This window comes from Pedobacter sp. (genome assembly GCF_045627485.1).
Lineage (GTDB): Bacteria > Bacteroidota > Bacteroidia > Sphingobacteriales > Sphingobacteriaceae > Pedobacter.
Genome location: NZ_JAZQNU010000055.1, coordinates 1 through 19,384 on the forward strand (window position 1 = coordinate 1; position 19,384 = coordinate 19,384).

The following is a 19,384-nucleotide window of genomic DNA, read 5'->3' on the forward strand; positions in this document are numbered from 1 at the left end:
GCCAGGATATACGCATGGCCTATATGGACGTTGCACCAACAGACAAATCTAACGGCCGTACGGTGGTGTTGTTTCATGGGAAAAACTTTGGAGGTTATTACTGGACCAATGTCATCAAGGCCTTAACTGCAAGAGGCTTCAGGGTCATCGTCCCAGACCAGATCGGTTTTGGTAAGTCATCCAAACCTTTTATTCACTACAGCTTTCACCAGCTTGCCGCTTGGAACAAAGCTTTGTTGTCCTCTTTAGGGGTACAAAAAGCTAATATTTTAGGTCATTCAATGGGAGGAATGTTAGCCACCCGTTTTGCGTTACTTTACCCAGAGGCTACCGAAAAGTTATTACTCGAAAACCCGATCGGCCTTGAAGACTACCGCCAGATCGTCCCTTATGTGAACACAGAAAAGCAGTACCAGACGGAGTTAAAAGCAACAGCAGAAAGTGTGCGTAACTATTATAAAACGTCATATTTTACACAGTGGCGTCCAGAATACGAAGCACTGGTTCGCGTTGCGGGCGGGGTAACATACAGTGCAGACTTCCCACGTTATGCAAAGGTTGCCGCAATGACCTTCACCATGATATAAGAACAACCTGTGGTACATGAATTTGCCAACCTCAAGGTGCCTACCGTGCTGTTTATCGGCAAAGAAGATAAAACCATCGTTGGAAAGGGACTCTTGACACCAGAACAACAGAAAATGTACGGTCAGTACCGGGTGCTGGGAAAACAAACGGCAGCTAAAATTCCAAAGGCCAAATTGGTGGAGTTTGATGGCTGCGGCCATATTCCACACCTCGAAATACCCACCGAGTTTATGGTGTCTTTATTAGGCTCCTTGTAACTTTATTTATTCAAATTCGAAATTATCATTCCTTACATGAAGAAAGCATTCCTATTGCTTTGTGGTGTCATCATACTATGCTCAGCACATGCACAAACCAATAATACCATAGTTAAATTTAACAAATTCTATACGGCAAATCAGCCCGACAGCATTTACCATCTATATACCAAGCAGATGAAAGGGGCCTTGTCAATCGAAGGCAACAGACAACTGATCACGCAAATTAACACACTGCTTGGAGAAATAGCCGACATGCGGGAAATGGACACTAAAGGCGCTGGCATCGCCGAGTTTAGGTTGTCTTTTGAGAAACCCCTCGTTGAAATTTCACTGATGGTAAAGGAAGATTCCATTGCAGGTATCTTGCAGAAAGCGGCTCCTACTAAAGCAGTAACCGGAACGGATAACGAGAGTCCTGATAATTTCTATATAGACAATTCCATTGGTAAAATATATGGAACGCTTACCCTTCCAAAAGACAAAAAGAAAGTGCCTTTAGTGTTAATGATCGCCGGCTCCGGACCTACTGACCGAAATATGAACCAGGGAGAAGGGCTTAGAACAAATTCATTTCTTTTATTGGCCAAAGGTTTGGCGGAAAACGGTATTGCTTCCCTACGGTATGATAAAAGAGGCGTAGGTGCAAGTATGGCTGCAGTAAACACACCCAACTTAACACTTGATGATTTTATCAATGATGCCAACCTGCTGGTGTCTAAATTAGCAGTAGATGAAAGGTTCTCTGATATCATCATACTAGGCCATAGCGAAGGGGCCGCCATTGGCTTAATGACCTCCATCGTAACTGCACCTGCAGCTTTTATTTCGTTCAGTGGGTATCAAAATGACATGGTCACGCTCATTGGCGAACAACTAAAACCAGCGCTTAGTCCGAAAGATTATGCCCTCTTCACAGAACTTGCAGATAGCCTCAAAGCGGGAAAAATTGTCAATCGAAATTTTCCTGCGTCATTAGCTCCCATGTTCACCCAGTCATCCCAGGTATTTCTGAGATCCACGATAAAGTATGATCAAAGTAAAGAAATCCAGAAATTAAACATCCCGATATTAGTGATCGGTGGATCCACTGATCTTCAGGTCCCGGCAAAGGCTGCTGCACAGCTTGCCAAAATGAACAAAGGGGCCACCTTAAAGGTAATTCCAGCAATGAATCATGTGTTAAAAAGAGCGCCGGCAGAAAAGATGGCAAATCTTGCCACTTACGACCAGCCAACGCTCCCACTTCATGAAGATATCCTTCCTTTAATCACGAACTTCATCAAAAAGCACAGTACCTTATAAAAACCAAGCTATTCGCTTTCCAGAATTTCTAATTGCCAAAGTATCTCCTCTTCCTTCACCGGATAAGCTTTGCCTTGGGTTAAACTCTCGTATACCGCTTCAAACAATTCCGGATATTTGCCTTTCTCTGCGGCAATAAAGCTTTGTGTTTTATTTCCCTTTTCGTCAATTAAAGTCAATTTACCCGCCATGCCTTCTTCTTCCAGCGCATACGAGGGGTCGGTAGGTTTCATACCTTTTAATAATTGGTCTTCCTGAACATCTGTGCGGTCTTTAATGAAGCTTCCATTGGTGCCATGCAACACATAGGCGGCCTGTGGGTCTGCAACGAGCATATTGCCATGTAAAAATACGTTTACGCTGTCGGCATAGCTTAAATGGATACTGAAGTAGTCGTCTACCTGGGTCCCTACACGGTTTTTTCCTAAAATTTTATGATAACTCATTGGTTTGCCAAATAGACTAATGGCCTGGTCTAACAGGTGAGATCCAAGGTCGTATAATAAGCCACTTGCAGGCATTGGCTCTTCTTTAAAAGTTTTCGGACCGATTTCATTGCGGTAACGATCGTATCGGAAATGCACCTCATTCAATTTACCCAAACTACCTGCTTCAATTACCTTTTTTACACTGATAAAATCACTGTTCCAGCGGCGGTTTTGATACACAAACACCTGTTTCCCCAGGCTTTTAGCAAGGTCAAATACTTCTTGCGCCTCTGCTGCCGTTGCGGCGAATGGCTTTTCTACTAAAATATGTTTTCCTTTTAACAAGGCACGTTTGGAATATTCAACATGGTTGAAATTCGGCGTATTGATCACCACTAATTGAATAGCCGGATCATCGAGCAGTTCCTCAACACTATCATAACTGATCAGCGAAGGGTAGTCCTGTTGTGCCTTTTTTTGATTTCTTTCGGTAATGGCATGCAACCTAAAGCCCGGGTGGGCTTCTAAAAACGGGGCATGAAATACTTTGCCTGACATACCATAGGCCAGAAGGCCGGTTATAATTATGCTATCCATGCGTTAAAAATACAAATTACAAATTCGATAAATGTATCTTTGGGGCATGAAGCCAGCAGAAATTCATGCCAAATGGAAAATTCTTCAGCAAAAAATCGCTAAAGAGTTTGACTCGGATGTACCGGACTTAAAAGTCATATTATTTTTAATCGGCGTTCAGGAATTAGGTAAAGGTCCCGGAAAATACAGTAAACGCCAAAAGGAAGAGCTGATGCACATCGCTACCTGTCGTTTATTAAGTGAAATGGGTTTTTATGAACTGGAAGGCCTTGATCAGGATGGTTGGCCGCATTGGAAACTGGTAAAACCAGTTCCTTCTTTTGCCATGATGGAGCAGGAGCTCCTGCTCATGTCGTTAGCCATCGACTATTTTGAAGACATCTACGGGAACGACTAATCCCTAAACGAATGCAATAAAAAACCCGCTGTACCAAGGTACAACGGGTTTTCGTTTTTTATAGGTAGATGGTAATGTTTTTTATCCTTGTTTTTTTGCTTCTGATTTAAGCTCATCGTTTGCAACAATAACAATCTCTACACGACGGTTAGCTGCACGGCCAGCCTCTGTACTATTATCAGCAATTGGCTCACTAAATCCTTTACCTAAAGTCGATAGCCTTGAACTAGGTACGCCTTGTGCAACTGCATAAGCTTTAACAGCCGCCGCTCTTCTTTCAGAAAGGCTCATGTTATAACTTTCAGTTCCTTTATTATCCGTGTGTCCAACAATTTTAATGTCAGTACCTGGATATTCTTCTAAAGATGCTGCTAACTTTTGAATGTTTTCTTTAGCCGCAGGCTTTAAGTTCGAGCTGTCGAAATCAAATAGAATACCACTGTCAAATTTCACAATGATACCTTCACCTTCACGAATTACTTCTGCACTAGGAATTGCGTTTTGAATTTCTGCAGCTTGCTTGTCCATTCTCTTACCAATGAATCCACCAGCTGTACCACCAACGGCACCACCAATGATCGCACCCACTGCAGTGTTACCAGCTTTTTTACCAATGATAGCACCTAATACACCACCAGTGGCGGCTCCTATACCGGCACCTTTTTGTGTTTTAGTTAAACTATCACATCCTGTTAGTCCCATAGCACCTATAGCTAAAGCAATGCTAAATGTTGCTATTTTAAATTTCGAAATAATCATATTCTATTTTGTTTGTTCGCTGTTATACCTCACAGTTGGCAAAGGTAATGCCAACTCTTATTTTTGGGTAAATAACGTGCTACACCATTAAAGTATTATTTTTGTGACTAGTTTTCTGTACAGTTAATCGGCGAAATACGCTTCCAGCTCTTGTAACGTAGTTTCTGTCGTTTGCATATCTTTAATCACCTTGCCCTTTTCCATCAGAATAATACGGTTACACACGTCGGTCACATGATTTAAATCATGACTAGAGATTATAGTGGTCAGGTGCTGATCCGTTTTCAGGTTTTTAAGTAAGGTTTTTAACCTGATTTGAGTGGTCGGATCAAGGTTTGCAAATGGTTCATCCAGAATCAGCAGCTCTGGGTTTTGCATTAAAGCAGCAGCAATACCAATTTTGTTCTGGTTTCCTTTAGAAAATTCACGGATATATTTGCCGCTTTTCAAGATTTCTCCATTAAAAAACTCCTCATATTGCTTCAAATTGTCAACTACGTCTGCTGCACTTCTTCCATGCAAACTTCCAATAAACATAAAATATTCCTCAGGGGTGAGGTAATCAATTAAAAAGCCTTCATCCAAATATGAAGCTGTGTAATTTTTCCATTGATCATCTGAAGCTACATTTTGGCCTTTAGAGGTAATTTCACCAGCAGTAGGCCTGATTAAATCAAGCATCATGCGGAAAAGCGTAGTTTTTCCGGCGCCGTTATTTCCGATAATACCAATAGTTTCACCGGTACTGATATGCAGGTGCCCAATATCAACCACTGTGCGGTGGCCATAGATCTTCTCTAAGTTTTTAATTTCAATCATGTCAGCGTTCTCTAAAACCTTCGGCTATTTTATATTTTCTCTTTTCCAATGCTTTCACTAAAAAGTCTATCCAGAAATTGCGTGTAAATAAACCGGCCAGACCAAAAGCGGCAACCCCGGCAATGCCCAGGTAAGGGTTCCCATAGTGCGACAGCGGCAGATATATCAGGTAGGGTAATAGCATAACAGGCAACGTCATTATCATAGAAGTAGCACCCACCCCCTGCCAATTGAAACTCGATCCGCTGCTCAGGTCAATGTGTTTGTAGTTTCTGGTGGCGATGTAAAGCACCACAACCGACGCAATCCCAATACTATACAGGTAACTTGCAAGTTGCACGATTAGAATCTTCCAGCTAATTATGCCATATAAGCTTACCACAATGGTGAGCAGGGTAGACGACAAGGTAAACAACAGGAATTTACTTTGAATAAAGGTCTTCAGGTTAATTTTGTTGGCCATCAACCCGTCAAATTCCCCACTTTGCCAGCCGAACATAAACTGCCCATACAGTAAAATCATATTACCCGTCATAAAAATACCGGCAAAAAGCATCAGTCCAAACTCGTTATCATCTACGCGTTTGTCGTTGTAAAACAAAAAGCCATAAAATACAAATAGCAAACCTTTAGACACGGTTGATTTAGACCTTTTGTTTCTTAAGATCAACTTGATTTCCATAGCGGCAAGTGTTCCCGCCTCGCCAAACCGATCTAAGAATGAATAATCTGAAGCCGTTTTTATTTGCTCACCTGTACTTAACTCTTCCAGGTACAAGTGGTTTTTAAGGTATTGGGTGTTCCATTTATACATGGCAAGAGGTAGAACGGGCAAGATGAACCCGATAGCCGGTTGGGCAGCCATGAACTGAAAAATCAGGTTAGACACTGCTGCGATTGAAAATACCTGGTAATATTCCAGGGCTGCAAAGCCAAATAACAAAATGAGCAAAGCAATAACAAAAGGCATATTAGCCATCGAGCGGCGTTTGATGTATAATGCCAGATAGTTGTTGAAAAGTGTCAGTGAAAAAATGACCACTGCATACATGATGCCTGTTGCAGCTCCAAAGTCTTCGCTGATGCTAATGAGGCAATAAGGGAAAAATAATACAATGGGAATAAGGTTAAATACATTGAAGAGCGCCCTGATATTTAAAAAATTGACCAGTGTTTTTTTAGGGATATTGAGGTGCAGGTAGGGGACTATAGATAATGTGGGTAGTTCTTGCAATTGTAACCGCATTAGAAAGTCAACTGCAAAATAATATAGAATCAGCCCATTAAAAGTAACCATTGGATCATCCTTGGGTGCAAGGCGAGGCAGGAGATCTTCTAAGGCCAGGCCAATTAAAGTTGCGCTACCTAAAACCCAAACGATAATTACACCAATGAAGATTTGTATCGCAAGGCTGCTGCCTTTACCCTTGGAACGCCAAAAGCCAGTCCATTGGTGACTTAAAAATGTGAAGAGCATATCCCTTAATAATTATATTTTGACTTCCAGTTCTGGCGAAGTTTCTCTCTCAATTTATCTTCAGCTGGGTTATTTCCTGGTTCATATAAGGTAGTTCCACTAAGTTGTTCGGGCATGTATTCTTGTGGAGAGAAATTACCTTGGTAACCATGAGAGTATTGGTAATCTTTGCCGTAGCCGATGTTTTTCATCAGTTTGGTAGGTGCATTTCTCAGGTGCAGTGGTACAGGTAAATTACCGGTTTGTTTAACCAATGACTGTGCCTTATTAATAGCCTCGTATGCGGCGTTGCTCTTTGCGGAAGACGCCAGGTAGGTAACGGCCTGAGCAAGGATAATCCTCGATTCGGGGAATCCGATCACATTGACCGCCTGAAAGCAGTTATTGGCCAATAGAAGGGCATTTGGATTGGCATTACCGATGTCTTCCGACGCCAGAATTAATAACCTGCGTGCAATAAACAAGGGGTCCTCGCCACCCTCAATCATTCGGGCCAGCCAATAAACGGCAGCATTAGGGTCGCTGCCACGAATGGATTTAATAAAGGCAGATATGATGTCGTAATGCTGTTCGCCAGCCTTGTCGTACAGCGCAAGGTTTTGCTGTGCATGCATCATCACGTTCTCGTTGGTGAGTACCACGTTATCGCCACCAATGCCGTTAACGGCAATTTCCAGCACATTCAACAATTTACGGGCATCACCACCAGATAAGCGAACTAACGCTTCGTGTTCCTTGATTGTAATGTTTTTTTCTTTCAACACCACATCTTGCTGCAAAGCAGTGTGCAGAAGTCCCACTAGTTCTTCTTCTGCCAGCGATTTCAGGATGTAAACCTGCGTACGCGAAAGCAATGCGGAGATTACTTCAAAGCTTGGATTTTCTGTAGTGGCACCGATTAAGGTAACCAAACCGCGCTCAACCGCGCTCAACAGGCTATCCTGCTGAGATTTGCTGAACCGGTGTATCTCATCAATAAATAAAATGGGCAATCCCAGAAAACTGTCTTTGAGTTGAGCTGCCTTATCAATCACCTCCCTGATATCCTTAACACCAGCGTTAATGGCACTAAGGTTAAAAAAGGGACGGTCGAGTGTTTGGGAAATGATATACGCCAGGGTAGTTTTACCAACGCCCGGCGGGCCCCAGAAGATCATGGATGGCAGCTGTCCACTAAGGATGGCCTTCCGTAATACGGCATCAGGACCTACCAAATGCTTTTGGCCAACGTATTCGTCCAGGTTTTGTGGACGCATACGTTCAGCTAAAGGTGGTAAGTTTTGCATGACGTAAATATATCAAAAAGGATTACATCGCTTTCTTTTTATGCCAAACTTTCTTTTGTTGCGGTCTTCGGTTTTTGGCAGCTTCCGGACGGTGAACTGCTTCAATGGCCGCTATTTTTTCTGGTAATACTTGTGGAACAATTTTACGTTCAATCAGCTTTTCAATGCTCTCCAGTTTGCGTTTATCACGGGCATTAACCAGTGTAATGGCAGTGCCTTTGGTTGCCGCTCTTGCCGTACGCCCAATTCGGTGAACATAGTCTTCCGCATCATGAGGAACATCAAAGTTAACCACCAGGTCAATGCCTTCCACATCAATACCCCTGCTTAACACATCGGTACCGATTAAAATTGGCAACTGCTTGTTTTTAAATTTCTGTAGAATGCTTTCCCTTTCTTTTTGATCGAGATCAGAATGGAAAGCCTCGGCTTTTAACCCCAGACCCCTGAATACTTTTCCCAGATTTTTTACCTTGTCTTTTGTTGAGGCAAAAACGATAATGCTTTTGTAACCACCGTTTCTAAGCAGGTCTGTTAACAAAGGTACTTTCTGGTCGTCATTTACCATGTAAATCTGCTGGTCAATGCCTTCGGCAGGTTTAGAGATGGCCAGACTAATCTGCAAGGGGTTTTTAAGTAGTTTGGCTGCCATGGTCCTGATTTTAGGAGGCATGGTTGCAGAAAACATCACGGTCTGTCTCTTTTCCGGAAGGAAAGAGATGATTTTCATAATGTCATCATAAAAGCCCATGTCGAGCATGCGGTCAGCTTCATCGAGCACCAGGTGCTTCAGCTGGTCTAGCTTTAACAGGCCCGAAGATAAATGGGAGATCAGCCGCCCGGGGGTGGCAATAATCAAATCTACGCCTTCCCGCATGGAGCGTTTCTGTTGCTCGTAAGCAATGCCATCACCTCCGCCATAAACGGTAAGGGAACTAATGTTGGTGAAATACGAGAGTGCTTCTACCTGTAAATCTATTTGTTGGGCCAGTTCTCTGGTAGGCGCTAATATCAGGGTATTGTTATGCCTTTCGGGCGTTTCGCTAATCATGTTCATGATTGGCAAAAGGTAGGCGCCGGTTTTTCCTGTACCTGTCTGCGCACAGGCTATTAAATCTTTTTTATCTAATATAATAGGGATAGCCTGTTCCTGTATGGGTGTGGCGCTGCGAAATCCCATGGCCAGTAAACCCTCTAATAATTGAGGGTTAAAATTAAAATCTTTGAAATCCAATGTACTTGTTATTGTTACTGTATTCTATAAAAGTAACTTAAATATTTATTTATTCCTATCGGCAAAGCCAAACACTTTTTTCAAAAGCGAAGTTGAACGGGCACTTTTATTGTTTCTGATCTGCAATTCCTCCTGTGCAATCTGAATAAACATTCCCTCTATGGCTTTCTGTGCTACATAATTTGATAAATCGGGGTTTATAGATTTGACTAATGACAACGAGTTGTATTTTGATACAGCCTCGTTCCAGTATTTTGTGGCACCTACTTTATTTAAGCTGCTGGTTACATAAGGTTTTAGTTTTTCCATCAACTTGCCAGTGGTTGCTCTTTTGAAAAAAGTGGTTGCTGCCATGGGGTTTCCCGTCAGGATGTTTACCACATCTACTAAGGTCATTTGTTGAATGGCTGAAGTAAAGATAGGCTTGGCTTGTTTAGCCGCATCTTCTGCTGCACGGTTTAGGCTGGTTACCACATTATCAGCAAACGAACCTAAACCCATATTACGTAAAGTGTCTTCTACATTTTGCGCCTCTTCAGGAAAATCTATTCTTACATCCTTGTTTCCTAAAAAACCATCTTTGGCAGCAAGTTTATCGGCCCCATCTTCAGTTCCTTGTTCTAGAACTTCTTTAATGCCCATGGCCATTTCTGTTGTACTTGGGTTAGCATTAGCGGGGGGGTGTTCCTGAATCGCACCTTGTTGTGCCTGACTTTGAACGTCGCATCCATTGGATAACAACATACAGCCGCCAAGGAGGCCGATGTATACTTTATTCATGGTCTATTTTTTTGGTGATCCAGCAAATGTCTGGCCAAGAGGCGAATCTGTCAGAAAATATAATTATACTTGAATAATTAACTCCACCATATTAATGTTTATCAAAACAGACAAACGTAATCCAGTGCCAGAAGATTCATGGTTGCTTGCCCAGTATAAGGCAAGTGGCGACCTCGAGTATCTTGGTGAACTGTATAATCGATACATGCACCTGGTGTATGGGGTTTGTTTGAATTATCTAAAAGATGAAGAGCAGAGCAAGGATGCCGTTATGCAGATTTTTGAAGAGCTGGTCATTAAACTGCGTAAACATGAAGTGCAGAACTTTAAAAGCTGGCTACACGTATTAGCCAGAAACTACTGTTTAATGGCCATCCGTAAGTCGTCAAGGAACCCAATAGTATCAATTGAGGATACTTTTGTGGAAAACGATAGTTTTGTGCATCTTGACCTTGACGATGCAAAGGAACAGCAACTCAGTGTCATGGAAAAGTGCATGGAAGCTTTGCCGGAAGAACAGCGCAAAAGCTTGGATCTATTTTACCTGCAGGAGAAATGTTATAAAGAAATCGCTGAACTCACAGGTTACGATTTATTGAAAGTAAAGAGTTATATCCAGAACGGTAAGCGGAATTTGAAAAATTGTATCGAAAAAAACAGCAGTGAATAAGGATTGGTCTACAACAGCGATATTAGAAGATTACCTGAAAGGTAAACTCGGCCCACAGGAAATGTACCAGGTGGAACGCCAGGCAATGGAAGATCCTTTTGTTGCTGAAGCGCTTGCAGGCTTGTCTGCAGCACCCGACAGTTTGCAGTCAATGTCTTTGTTGCAAAAACAATTGCATGCCAGGGTGGCGCAGCAAAAGACCCACCAAAAAGAAAGTGTAATAACCTGGCAGCGGTTAAGTATAGCAGCTGCTGCAGCGGTTTTATTTATTTCAGTGGCCATAGTGTTCTTGATGAAAAACAACATGAACCAGGACGCAATGGCCCGGAAAAATGCCGCAGTAACGGAAACCACATTTGCAACCACCGCACAGCCGGTAGGGGGCTATCCGGCATATCAAAAATATTTAGAAGCCAACAACAGGTTGAAAAATGATCAAGTGAATGTACAGGTGAGCCTCACATTCCTGGTGGTAGATGGAAAGGCCACGGCATTTGAAGTGTTGAATTCACCCGGCAAGACCTATAGTGATGAAGCCATTAGATTGGTAAAGGAAGGTCCCGATTGGGAGTTAACCACCAAAAGTAATAAGGTAAGCCTGAGTATTGGTTTTTAGGATCAAAAAAAGCATAAAAAAAACCGCAGTCAAATAGGCTGCGGTTTTTTTTGTAATAATGATATGCTTACACAAAGAATAAATGTACAATGGTAAAGATGAGGCCAGCCAAGGCTGCCGATACTGGAATGGTTAATACCCATGCCCAAAGTAAGCTAACCGTAACGCCCCAGCGTACTGCCGATACCCTTTTTAATAAACCTACCCCAACAATTGAACCGGTGATGGTATGTGTAGTTGATACCGGGATACCGAAGTGTTCGGTAATACCCAGGGTCACTGCACCTGCAGTTTCTGCAGCTACTCCTTCAAAGGCATTTACTTTGGTAATTTTAGAGCCCATGGTTTTAACAATCTTCCAGCCACCACTCATGGTGCCTAGTGCAATGGCCGCATAACAGGAAATAGGGATCCACTCCGGCATGGTATCACCGTTGTTTAATACATTACCTGCCACAAGCGACACGTAAATAATACCCATTACTTTTTGTGCATCGTTACCACCATGCGTAAAACTTAATGCTGCAGACGATACCAGTTGTAGTCTTTTGAACCATTTTTCTGCCACCGCAGGCCGTGCATTTTTAGAGATATGCAGAATAATAATGGATATGACGACCGAGATGATCATACCAATTACAGGGGCAAGCACAATAAATGCGACGACTTTAAATATTGGCGCAAAATCAATGGCTAACAAGGCATTGTCGCCCATGGACAGCGCTTTTGACATTCCTGCACCAGCAAAACCACCAATTAAGGTGTGCGAAGAACTCGAAGGGATACCAAACCACCAGGTAAATAAATTCCAGAGGATGGCGGCCAAAAGACCCGATAAAATTACCTCCAGGGTAATGTATTGCTCTACCACCGTTTTGGCAATGGTATTGGCAACTTTGTGATCTGTAAAATAAAAATAAGCGGCAAAGTTGAAAACTGCAGCCCAAAGTACGGCCTGGAAAGGGGTAAGTACTTTAGTAGAAACAACTGTTGCAATAGAATTTGCTGCATCATGGAAGCCATTGATATAATCAAATGCAATAGCCAGTATAATTACAACGACCAATAAGGTTGTTATCATTTGTTTGAATTTTAAGCGTTCTTAACCAAAATAGATTCCAACACGTTCGCTGCATCTTCACATTTATCTGTTGCAAGCTCTAAGGTTTGAAGAACTTCTTTTTGTTTGATCAATTCAATTGCATTGGTCTCAAATTCAAATAAACGTGCAATAGCCAGGTTGCAGATATAATCTGCCTGATTCTCGCCACTGTTGATCCGCACGCAGGCATCTGCAATGACACGAATGTTTTTGAAACTTCTTAGCTCTATGATCGCTTTCTCTAAATCGGTACACATTTCAACCAGCAATTCTGCTAGTTTAATCATGCTGTCGCCAATTTTAGTAATATTATATAACTCTATGTTCGTTGCTGATGCATGAATATAATCTGCAATATCATCCACAGCACTTGCTAGAGAGTGGATATCTTCCCTGTCGAATGGGGTAATAAAGTTTTTGCTTAATTCAAGGAAAATAGAGTGGGTAATGTCGTCGCCCACATGTTCCAGGCGTTCTATTTCTCTTATGTGTTCTTTTCTTTTCTCCAGATCTGACGTGTTTAACGCAATTAATAACGCTTCGGAGATCTTTACGGCGTTATTGGCAGCTAGCTCAAAAAGTGGCTGGAATTTTTTGTCTTTGGGGGTAAAGAACTTGAAAATGTTGTTCATCTGTATGTTTTTGTCTCTTTATGTACTTCGCTTTAAGGGGCAGACCCCGTAGGCAACACAAAAATTATTTTACAAAAGTAGGATTGCAATGTTAATTTAGTGTTAAGTATTCCAGTAACTGAATTTTTATTATTTTAACCTGCCTTCGCAAGTGTGAAAGCAAAGGTGGTTCCTATTTGCTGGGTGCTTCTCACCGAGATGATCTGCTGATGAGCCTCCAGGATATGTTTTACAATAGCTAACCCCAGGCCCGTTCCACCAATATCCCTGGAGCGGTGCGAGTCCACACGATAAAACCGTTCAAACAACCTTGGCAGGTATTTTTCATCAATACCAATTCCATCGTCGGTAACTTCGATCAGGTATTGGTCGTGTAGTTCAAAAATTTTGATGGCCGTAGATCCATTGTCTTTTCCGTATTTTAAAGAGTTCTGGATCAGGTTTACCAATACCTGCCTTATTTTTTCCCTATCGGCAAATACCATGGCCGGATTAGTGTATTTTTCCTTAAAAAAGAGTTTAACATTTTTAAGCTTCGCTTTGTCCTCCATTGATTCCATCACTTCCTTGGCCAAAAGCACAAAATCGAACTTCTCGTAGTTAATCGGAATCTCCCCGGTTTCTAATTTAGAGATAGAATCCAGGTCGGTCACCAGGTAACTTAAACGATCTACATTTTTTTGCGCCTTTTTCAGAAATTTCTCCGCACGGTCCGGATCGTCATACATACAATCTTCCAGTGCTTCAATATAACCTTGTAAGGCAAATAACGGGGTCTTAAATTCATGAGATACGTTGGACAGAAATTCGCGTCTAAACTGTTCCTGATTTTTTAACATATCGATTTCCATTTTTTTAGCACCCGCCCAGTCTTTTACCTCTTGCTCCACATCGTTAATCGGGTCATTGCTCACATATTCGCCCAAAGCGTCTTTCAGATCCTTGCCTAATTTAAGGTTGTGAATTAACTTGTAAATCAGTTTGACCTTCGAGTAGATGTATTTTTCCAAAAGGTAATAGAACACAATAAAGCTGGTAACAAAGGAGATCCCAAAAGCGACCATCATGTAATACCAGCTATGTTGGAAATAGTAATTGACCAAACCAATGGATAACGCTACAGCGAGCGCTGTAATGGTTACTAATACACTTAACTTCATATAGCAATTTACAAGATTATTTGATATTGGCCTAAGTAAAGCAAATTAATTAGCTAACAGAATAATTGTTAAGTACTTAATTGTGAAATGTTGTTTACTTTTATGTAAATTGAGGCATGATTTCTTTCCTAACGCGCCTTAATAAACCCTTACAAGAAACACTCAAAAATGTAAGCGATCCTATCCAGAATGCACAGATCACAGTATTTTATTATGTGTTCCTGATGAATCTTGTTAAAATAGGTGTGTTAATTCCAGGTTACATTGCTACACAGGATTTCCTTTTACTGGGTTATTGTGCTTTAGGTGTATGCACCATTTTTGTCATTATCAAGCTTTTGCTGTCAAAACCTGAACACCTGAATAAGCTTATCCACGCGGTCTTAATTATCAAGATTACCATGCTCATTGGAGGAACCATTTTTTATAATGGCGACTTGACCTTGTTAACCATACAAGATATTTTCATGGTGTGTATGTGGAGCTTTTATGCTTTAAAAGGTAAATGGGGTTTTCATTATGCCTGGATAGCTACTATTCCGCTGTTTTATCCCATCATAGTACAAGGGGCTGTTTTTGTTCCTCTTGGAATGTCTGATCTTTCTTCGGTTCCATTTATCATGGTTCTCACCATCAATTTTTTTATCATCTTTTTTGCGCATTATTTCTACAGTAGTTTTCTATATGATACCATTGAAAGTAAAGAGAAACTATACCTGGAGCTCGAAGACATTAACCGAAATCAGACATTGTTTTTTTCCAATATGTCGCATGAGTTGAGAACACCTTTAAATGCAGTCATTGGGATGGCCAACCTGTTGATTGATGACAATGAGAATAAGGAACAAAAAGAGAATCTGGATATCCTGAAATTTTCAGCAGAAAACCTCCTTTCTCTCATTAATGATATTCTCGATTTAAATAAAATAGGTGCCGGACATGTAGAGCTTGAAGCCGTTCCATTTAAGTTGAAGGATTTACTGGAAAATGCCTGTGCAGGATTGAGAATTAAGGCTACAGAAAAAGACCTGTATTGCAGGCTGGTCCTTTCGCCAGTTTTAGCTGAAGTAACCATATTGGGAGACCCCACCCGCCTTTTGCAAATTGTATTTAACCTGGTGGGTAATGCCATTAAGTTTACTAAAACAGGTGGTGTTGAAATCAGTGTCACCAAAGGTCTGGCGGCTGAGGGAAAGGTATTACTCAAATTTAGGATTAAGGATACCGGCATTGGCATGACTCCTGCCCAGCAACTGCATGTGTTTAACCCTTTTACCCAGGCCGGTAGCCATACCACCCGAAATTTTGGGGGTACCGGATTAGGGCTCTCCATCGTTAAGCAGTTACTAACCCTTCATAACAGTGAAATTGAACTGAAGAGTGAGCTTAATGCCGGGGCAGAATTTACCTTTAACCTGGAATACCCATTAGCAGCGGAGGCGCCACAACTGATGACGATGCCCAGATCGGAGAATCCGGATATTGATATTTCAGAATTAAAGATTATGCTTGCTGAGGATAACATGATGAATATCCTGTTTATGCAGAAGTTGTTTAGCCGCTGGGGTATTAACATCGATGTAGCGGCCAATGGTTTGGAGGTAATGAGTTTAATGGCCGAAAATTATTACGACCTGATCCTGATGGATATTCAAATGCCGGAGATGAACGGTTATGAGGCCACCATGAAAATCAGGAACCTGCAGGACCCAGTAAAATCAAGCGTGTATATTATTGCCTTAACAGCCTCTGCTTCCGAAGATGTACATGACAAAGTGCTGGAAGCTGGCATGAATGATACCCTAAGTAAGCCCTTTAAGCCTGCCCAGCTTTACCAAAAGCTTGAGTATGTGCAGGCATTGGAAGCCTAAACTGAATGCATGTCCTTTAGATTATTTAGCAAGATAGACACTGTCGGGTACGGCCTCAAGCCATACTGTAGGTCCATGTTGCCGGCCAGTGATTGCTACCTGCACAAATTTAGTATCAGCGCTTGCACCATGCCAATGGGGCAGGTTAGGAGGGCATTTAACCACATCTCCTTTATTAAGGATTATTTTTGATCGTCCTTTTTCCTGGTAATATCCCACACCTTCTGTAGCTAATATAATTTGACCAGCAGGATGCGAATGCCACTTGCTTCTTGCTCCGGGAGCAAAGGTCACATTTCCAACTGCAGTTTCGTTTAAGCTATCTGCCTCTACAAGAGACTTCACCCAAACTTCACCTATAAAGTTATCATTGGTGTTTTTATCTCCCTGAGGGAAAATAGCAGATGCTGCGGTGTCTGTGGTTTTTTGATCTTCAGTACAGGCCATAAATAATGCGGCTACAGCCAAAAAAAAGTATTTTAATTTCATAGTGCTAATGTTAAATATTGTGCTTTCACAGTGTCCAATGTTACCATAGGTAGCCTGCATTCACTGAACTAGTAACTAATGTTACTTATCCAGACCTTTTTCTTTTAACCAATCTGAAAGCAAATCAGCAATCTGGATGTTATTCAGGTCTGAAAACGGGAAGTGGGTGTTACCATTTATGCCAACCTCAGGCAAGTGAACCACCTTTGCATCCCCTCCATGCTTGTTGACTGTCGCTGCCCAAATTCTCGCCATTTCAAGACCAGATCGCCAGTGATCTTTATTCCACACCGTAGAGGCTTCTTTTGCAATATTATCACCATAGTAGATGATAATAGGGAGCTTGGTTAATTTATTAAAATCAGACAAGGGTATTTCTGAACCTTTAAGTTCTCCAAAAAGACCTGACGATTTTATGGGTTGTGGTAGTTCTCCTTCAGGAAATACAAAGCCGCTATAAGGTTCATAGGCTATAATCGCTTTTACTTTAGGATTTTTAATGGCTGTACTCCATCCGGGACCACCTCCCTGGGAATGTGTTATTAAAATGCCACCATCAAGCTTATCAATCAATTGGGAGATTGCTTTTGAAATAATATCAGCGTCAAATGGCCCTGTGTTGGGCGTCATTTGCCTGTAGAACTGCTCCAGGGCGGCAGTATCTTTAGGGAATTGAACGCCTGGAAAATACTCGGGGTAGTTTCCAATCCTAAATTGGGTAAACCAAAACTGCTCATCGGCCACTGGAGAAATGGATGAGGCCACCATACTTCTACCCGCTTCGCCTCGACGTGGCTGATCGAGCAGGTAAATGCTGTATCCTTTTCTCAGGAAAATGTTCTGAAACCCATCACGTCCATCAGGGGTGCTTTCCCAGGTCTTTTTTGATTGCCCGGCACCGTGTAAAAAGACCATCGGATAACGCTTTGCTGATGCAGGTAATTGGTAAAAAACATAAGCATGATCACCGTGGAAGGTTTGACCTGCAGGCTTTAGGGCATCTTTCAAATCGAACGTTCCTGGTTCTTTTTTTTGTGTTCCTCCGATGGCAAAGCTGCCTTGCGCTTTAATCATTAAAGGTTCGGATGCAGCATGCTGCTTGATCGTGTTACACCCGGAGAGAAATACTGAAATGATGCTTAACGCTATAAAAATCCTACTTTTTCCCATAATAATCTTCATCAGAAACTTTTTCCATCCAAATGGTTTTGCCTTTTTCCGCGGGCGACGTAGCGATGTAGGTTACGCCTTGATCTGGTGTTGCGCCGTGCCAGTGTTCAACCCCTGGTAAACATTTAATTACGTCTCCTTTTTTGATTGTCCTTTTAGGTTTATTCCTTTCCTGGTAGTAGCCTACACCTTCAGTAACGATCAGGATCTGACCGCCAGGATGTACGTGCCAGTTTAAGCGTGCTTCGGGATCAGATATCGCAACCGAGGTGCTGTAAGTAAATACACTATCCGCATGATTGAGCTCCTTAAGCCAAACATTTCCAGTATGGTTAACATTTGGTGATTTTTCTCCTTTTGGAAAAATGGAGGATTCTTCAGCTGCGCTTTTGCACCCTGCTAAAGCCCCTAACATACAAATTGCGACTATTGAAACTTTCATATTTTTTTTATTTTAAGTGATTCCACCCCTATATGCTATTTGCCAATCATTTTTTGGCTTTGCTCTGAGTACCGATGTCCTTTTACTTCAATTTTAGATACAGCTGCTTCTATTTCGATCAAATTTTGCGCTGTTAATTGAATATAGGCAGCGCCGATGTTTTCTTCCAGGCGATTTAGTTTCGTTGTACCCGGGATTGGAACAATATATGGCTTTTGAGCCAGCAACCATGCAAGTGCAATTTGTGCTTGGGTTGCATTTTGCTTATTTGCTATGCTTGCAAGTAAGTCTACCAGCACCTGATTGGCTTTGCGGTTGTCTTTAGAAAACCTTGGTACGGTGTTGCGGAAATCTGTTTTATCGAAACTGGTGTTTTCATCAATTTTTCCTGTCAAAAAACCCTTGCCTAGCGGACTGAAAGGCACAAAGCCGATTCCAAGTTCTTCAAGCACCGGCAAGATTTCTCTTTCAGGTTCGCGCCACCAAAGGGAATATTCACTCTGTAAAGCAGCGAGAGGTTGCACGGCATGTGCCTTTCGTATGGACTGAACGCCTGCTTCTGAAAGACCAAAATGTTTTACTTTACCTTCGGCAATCAAATCCTTAACCGTTCCGGCAACGTCTTCCATTGGTACGCCAGGATCAACGCGGTGTTGATAGAAAAGGTCAATACGATCAGTACGTAACCTTTTAAGTGAAGCTTCAGCTACTGCCCGGATGGTTTCAGGGCGACTGTCAAGTCCTTCGCTTGTTTGAGCGTTCTTAAAGCCAAATTTAGTGGCAATGACCACCTCGTTGCGAAAGGGAGAAAGCGCTTCACCCAGCAACGATTCGTTGGTATAAGGGCCATAAACCTCAGCAGTATCGAAGAAAGTGATGCCATGCTCAAAAGCTGCATGAATAAGTGCTATGGCGGTGGTCTTATCAGTTGCAGGGCCATATCCGAAACTCATTCCCATACATCCCAGTCCAATTGCTGATACTTCCAGTCCGCTTTTACCTAATATTCTCTTTTCCATTTTCTTAACTATAAATATTTACTGATCCAGTTTTCTTTCGCCCAGCCATTTTACCATTGCAGGATCCCACCATTGTTTAATTTCACCGTTTCCATTTCTGATTATTCTAATTTGATTACAAATATCCCCCAAGAATAACCCTGGCGTGGATACATATTCCTGCTTTTACTACCATTTTTACTGATCCTGATTGTGTTATAACTACAACCCCATTGAATTCTTTAAGTTTGTATAGGCGAAGACCTCATGCTATGGAAAAGGAATATAACTTTAAGACAATCAGTGA

The 19,384-nt window shown here is 41.9% G+C and carries 21 protein-coding genes; 7 read left to right on the forward strand and 14 right to left on the reverse strand.

The window, feature by feature from the left end; translation table 11 throughout:
- From ACR2F3_RS04090 to ACR2F3_RS04100, 3 genes are all read left to right on the forward strand, one after another.
- The coding region (locus tag ACR2F3_RS04090) for an alpha/beta fold hydrolase (RefSeq protein WP_432708705.1) at window positions 1-587 on the forward strand (587 nt) is incomplete at its 5' end.
- 9 nt (window positions 588-596) lie between these two features.
- Window positions 597-845, forward strand: coding sequence for an alpha/beta fold hydrolase (locus tag ACR2F3_RS04095; protein ID WP_432708706.1), 249 nt, complete (start codon window positions 597-599; stop codon window positions 843-845).
- A gap of 36 nt (window positions 846-881) precedes the next feature.
- On the forward strand, window positions 882-2,150 hold the full coding sequence (locus ACR2F3_RS04100) for an alpha/beta hydrolase family protein (protein WP_432708707.1): 1,269 nt from the start codon (window positions 882-884) through the stop codon (window positions 2,148-2,150).
- An 8-nt stretch (window positions 2,151-2,158) separates the two neighbouring features.
- Here the strand turns inward: ACR2F3_RS04100 and ACR2F3_RS04105 are convergent, their stop codons facing one another.
- Complete coding sequence (locus ACR2F3_RS04105) at window positions 2,159-3,175, reverse strand: Gfo/Idh/MocA family oxidoreductase (protein ID WP_432708708.1); 1,017 nt, start codon at window positions 3,173-3,175, stop codon at window positions 2,159-2,161.
- Between the two features lie 46 nt (window positions 3,176-3,221).
- Between ACR2F3_RS04105 and ACR2F3_RS04110 the strand changes: the two genes are divergently transcribed.
- Complete coding sequence (locus ACR2F3_RS04110) at window positions 3,222-3,572, forward strand: hypothetical protein (protein ID WP_432708709.1); 351 nt, start codon at window positions 3,222-3,224, stop codon at window positions 3,570-3,572.
- 81 nt (window positions 3,573-3,653) lie between these two features.
- Here ACR2F3_RS04110 and ACR2F3_RS04115 read toward each other — a convergent pair whose 3' ends face one another.
- The 6 genes from ACR2F3_RS04115 to ACR2F3_RS04140 form a co-directional block, all read right to left on the reverse strand.
- Window positions 3,654-4,331 (reverse strand): OmpA family protein, encoded by a 678-nt coding sequence (locus ACR2F3_RS04115; RefSeq protein WP_432708710.1) that lies wholly within the window; start codon window positions 4,329-4,331, stop codon window positions 3,654-3,656.
- Window positions 4,332-4,454: 123 nt separating this feature from the next.
- Window positions 4,455-5,150 (reverse strand): ABC transporter ATP-binding protein, encoded by a 696-nt coding sequence (locus ACR2F3_RS04120; RefSeq protein ID WP_432708711.1) that lies wholly within the window; start codon window positions 5,148-5,150, stop codon window positions 4,455-4,457.
- A gap of 1 nt (window position 5,151) precedes the next feature.
- A complete protein-coding gene (locus ACR2F3_RS04125) occupies window positions 5,152-6,627 on the reverse strand; it encodes a DUF5687 family protein (protein WP_432708712.1) in 1,476 nt (491 codons plus the stop codon).
- 5 nt (window positions 6,628-6,632) lie between these two features.
- A complete protein-coding gene (locus ACR2F3_RS04130; RefSeq protein ID WP_432708713.1) occupies window positions 6,633-7,913 on the reverse strand; it encodes a replication-associated recombination protein A in 1,281 nt (426 codons plus the stop codon).
- Between the two features lie 22 nt (window positions 7,914-7,935).
- A complete protein-coding gene (locus ACR2F3_RS04135) occupies window positions 7,936-9,147 on the reverse strand; it encodes a DEAD/DEAH box helicase (protein ID WP_432708714.1) in 1,212 nt (403 codons plus the stop codon).
- A gap of 45 nt (window positions 9,148-9,192) precedes the next feature.
- Window positions 9,193-9,927 (reverse strand): DUF4197 domain-containing protein, encoded by a 735-nt coding sequence (locus ACR2F3_RS04140; protein ID WP_432708715.1) that lies wholly within the window; start codon window positions 9,925-9,927, stop codon window positions 9,193-9,195.
- A gap of 94 nt (window positions 9,928-10,021) precedes the next feature.
- On the opposite strand from ACR2F3_RS04140, the gene ACR2F3_RS04145 reads away from it, so the two are divergent.
- Both ACR2F3_RS04145 and ACR2F3_RS04150 read left to right on the forward strand, forming a co-directional pair.
- Entirely contained in the window at window positions 10,022-10,597 is a 576-nt protein-coding gene (locus ACR2F3_RS04145; RefSeq protein WP_432708716.1) for an RNA polymerase sigma factor, read from the forward strand.
- Window positions 10,590-11,213, forward strand: a complete 624-nt coding sequence (locus ACR2F3_RS04150) for a hypothetical protein (protein WP_432708717.1) — start codon at window positions 10,590-10,592, stop codon at window positions 11,211-11,213. The genes ACR2F3_RS04145 and ACR2F3_RS04150 overlap by 8 nt, the downstream gene beginning before the upstream one ends.
- Window positions 11,214-11,280: 67 nt before the next feature.
- Here the strand turns inward: ACR2F3_RS04150 and ACR2F3_RS04155 are convergent, their stop codons facing one another.
- The 3 genes from ACR2F3_RS04155 to ACR2F3_RS04165 all read right to left on the reverse strand — a co-directional run bounded on the left by ACR2F3_RS04155 (window position 11,281) and on the right by ACR2F3_RS04165 (window position 14,107).
- Complete coding sequence (locus tag ACR2F3_RS04155; RefSeq protein WP_432708718.1) at window positions 11,281-12,294, reverse strand: inorganic phosphate transporter; 1,014 nt, start codon at window positions 12,292-12,294, stop codon at window positions 11,281-11,283.
- A gap of 11 nt (window positions 12,295-12,305) precedes the next feature.
- Window positions 12,306-12,947 (reverse strand): DUF47 domain-containing protein, encoded by a 642-nt coding sequence (locus ACR2F3_RS04160; protein ID WP_432708719.1) that lies wholly within the window; start codon window positions 12,945-12,947, stop codon window positions 12,306-12,308.
- A gap of 134 nt (window positions 12,948-13,081) precedes the next feature.
- The gene (locus tag ACR2F3_RS04165) at window positions 13,082-14,107 is read right to left on the reverse strand and encodes a sensor histidine kinase (protein ID WP_432708720.1); all 1,026 of its coding nucleotides are present in this window, start codon (window positions 14,105-14,107) and stop codon (window positions 13,082-13,084) included.
- Between the two features lie 116 nt (window positions 14,108-14,223).
- On the opposite strand from ACR2F3_RS04165, the gene ACR2F3_RS04170 reads away from it, so the two are divergent.
- A complete protein-coding gene (locus tag ACR2F3_RS04170) occupies window positions 14,224-15,978 on the forward strand; it encodes an ATP-binding protein (RefSeq protein ID WP_432708721.1) in 1,755 nt (584 codons plus the stop codon).
- Between the two features lie 21 nt (window positions 15,979-15,999).
- Here the strand turns inward: ACR2F3_RS04170 and ACR2F3_RS04175 are convergent, their stop codons facing one another.
- The 4 genes from ACR2F3_RS04175 to ACR2F3_RS04190 all read right to left on the reverse strand — a co-directional run bounded on the left by ACR2F3_RS04175 (window position 16,000) and on the right by ACR2F3_RS04190 (window position 19,098).
- Window positions 16,000-16,467, reverse strand: coding sequence for a cupin domain-containing protein (locus ACR2F3_RS04175; RefSeq protein ID WP_432708722.1), 468 nt, complete (start codon window positions 16,465-16,467; stop codon window positions 16,000-16,002).
- An 81-nt stretch (window positions 16,468-16,548) separates the two neighbouring features.
- The gene (locus ACR2F3_RS04180; RefSeq protein WP_432708723.1) at window positions 16,549-17,649 is read right to left on the reverse strand and encodes an alpha/beta hydrolase; all 1,101 of its coding nucleotides are present in this window, start codon (window positions 17,647-17,649) and stop codon (window positions 16,549-16,551) included.
- A complete protein-coding gene (locus ACR2F3_RS04185) occupies window positions 17,624-18,079 on the reverse strand; it encodes a cupin domain-containing protein (protein WP_432708724.1) in 456 nt (151 codons plus the stop codon). The genes ACR2F3_RS04180 and ACR2F3_RS04185 overlap by 26 nt, the downstream gene beginning before the upstream one ends.
- 35 nt (window positions 18,080-18,114) lie before the next feature.
- Window positions 18,115-19,098 (reverse strand): aldo/keto reductase, encoded by a 984-nt coding sequence (locus ACR2F3_RS04190; RefSeq protein WP_432708725.1) that lies wholly within the window; start codon window positions 19,096-19,098, stop codon window positions 18,115-18,117.
- Window positions 19,099-19,384: the final 286 nt, after the last annotated feature.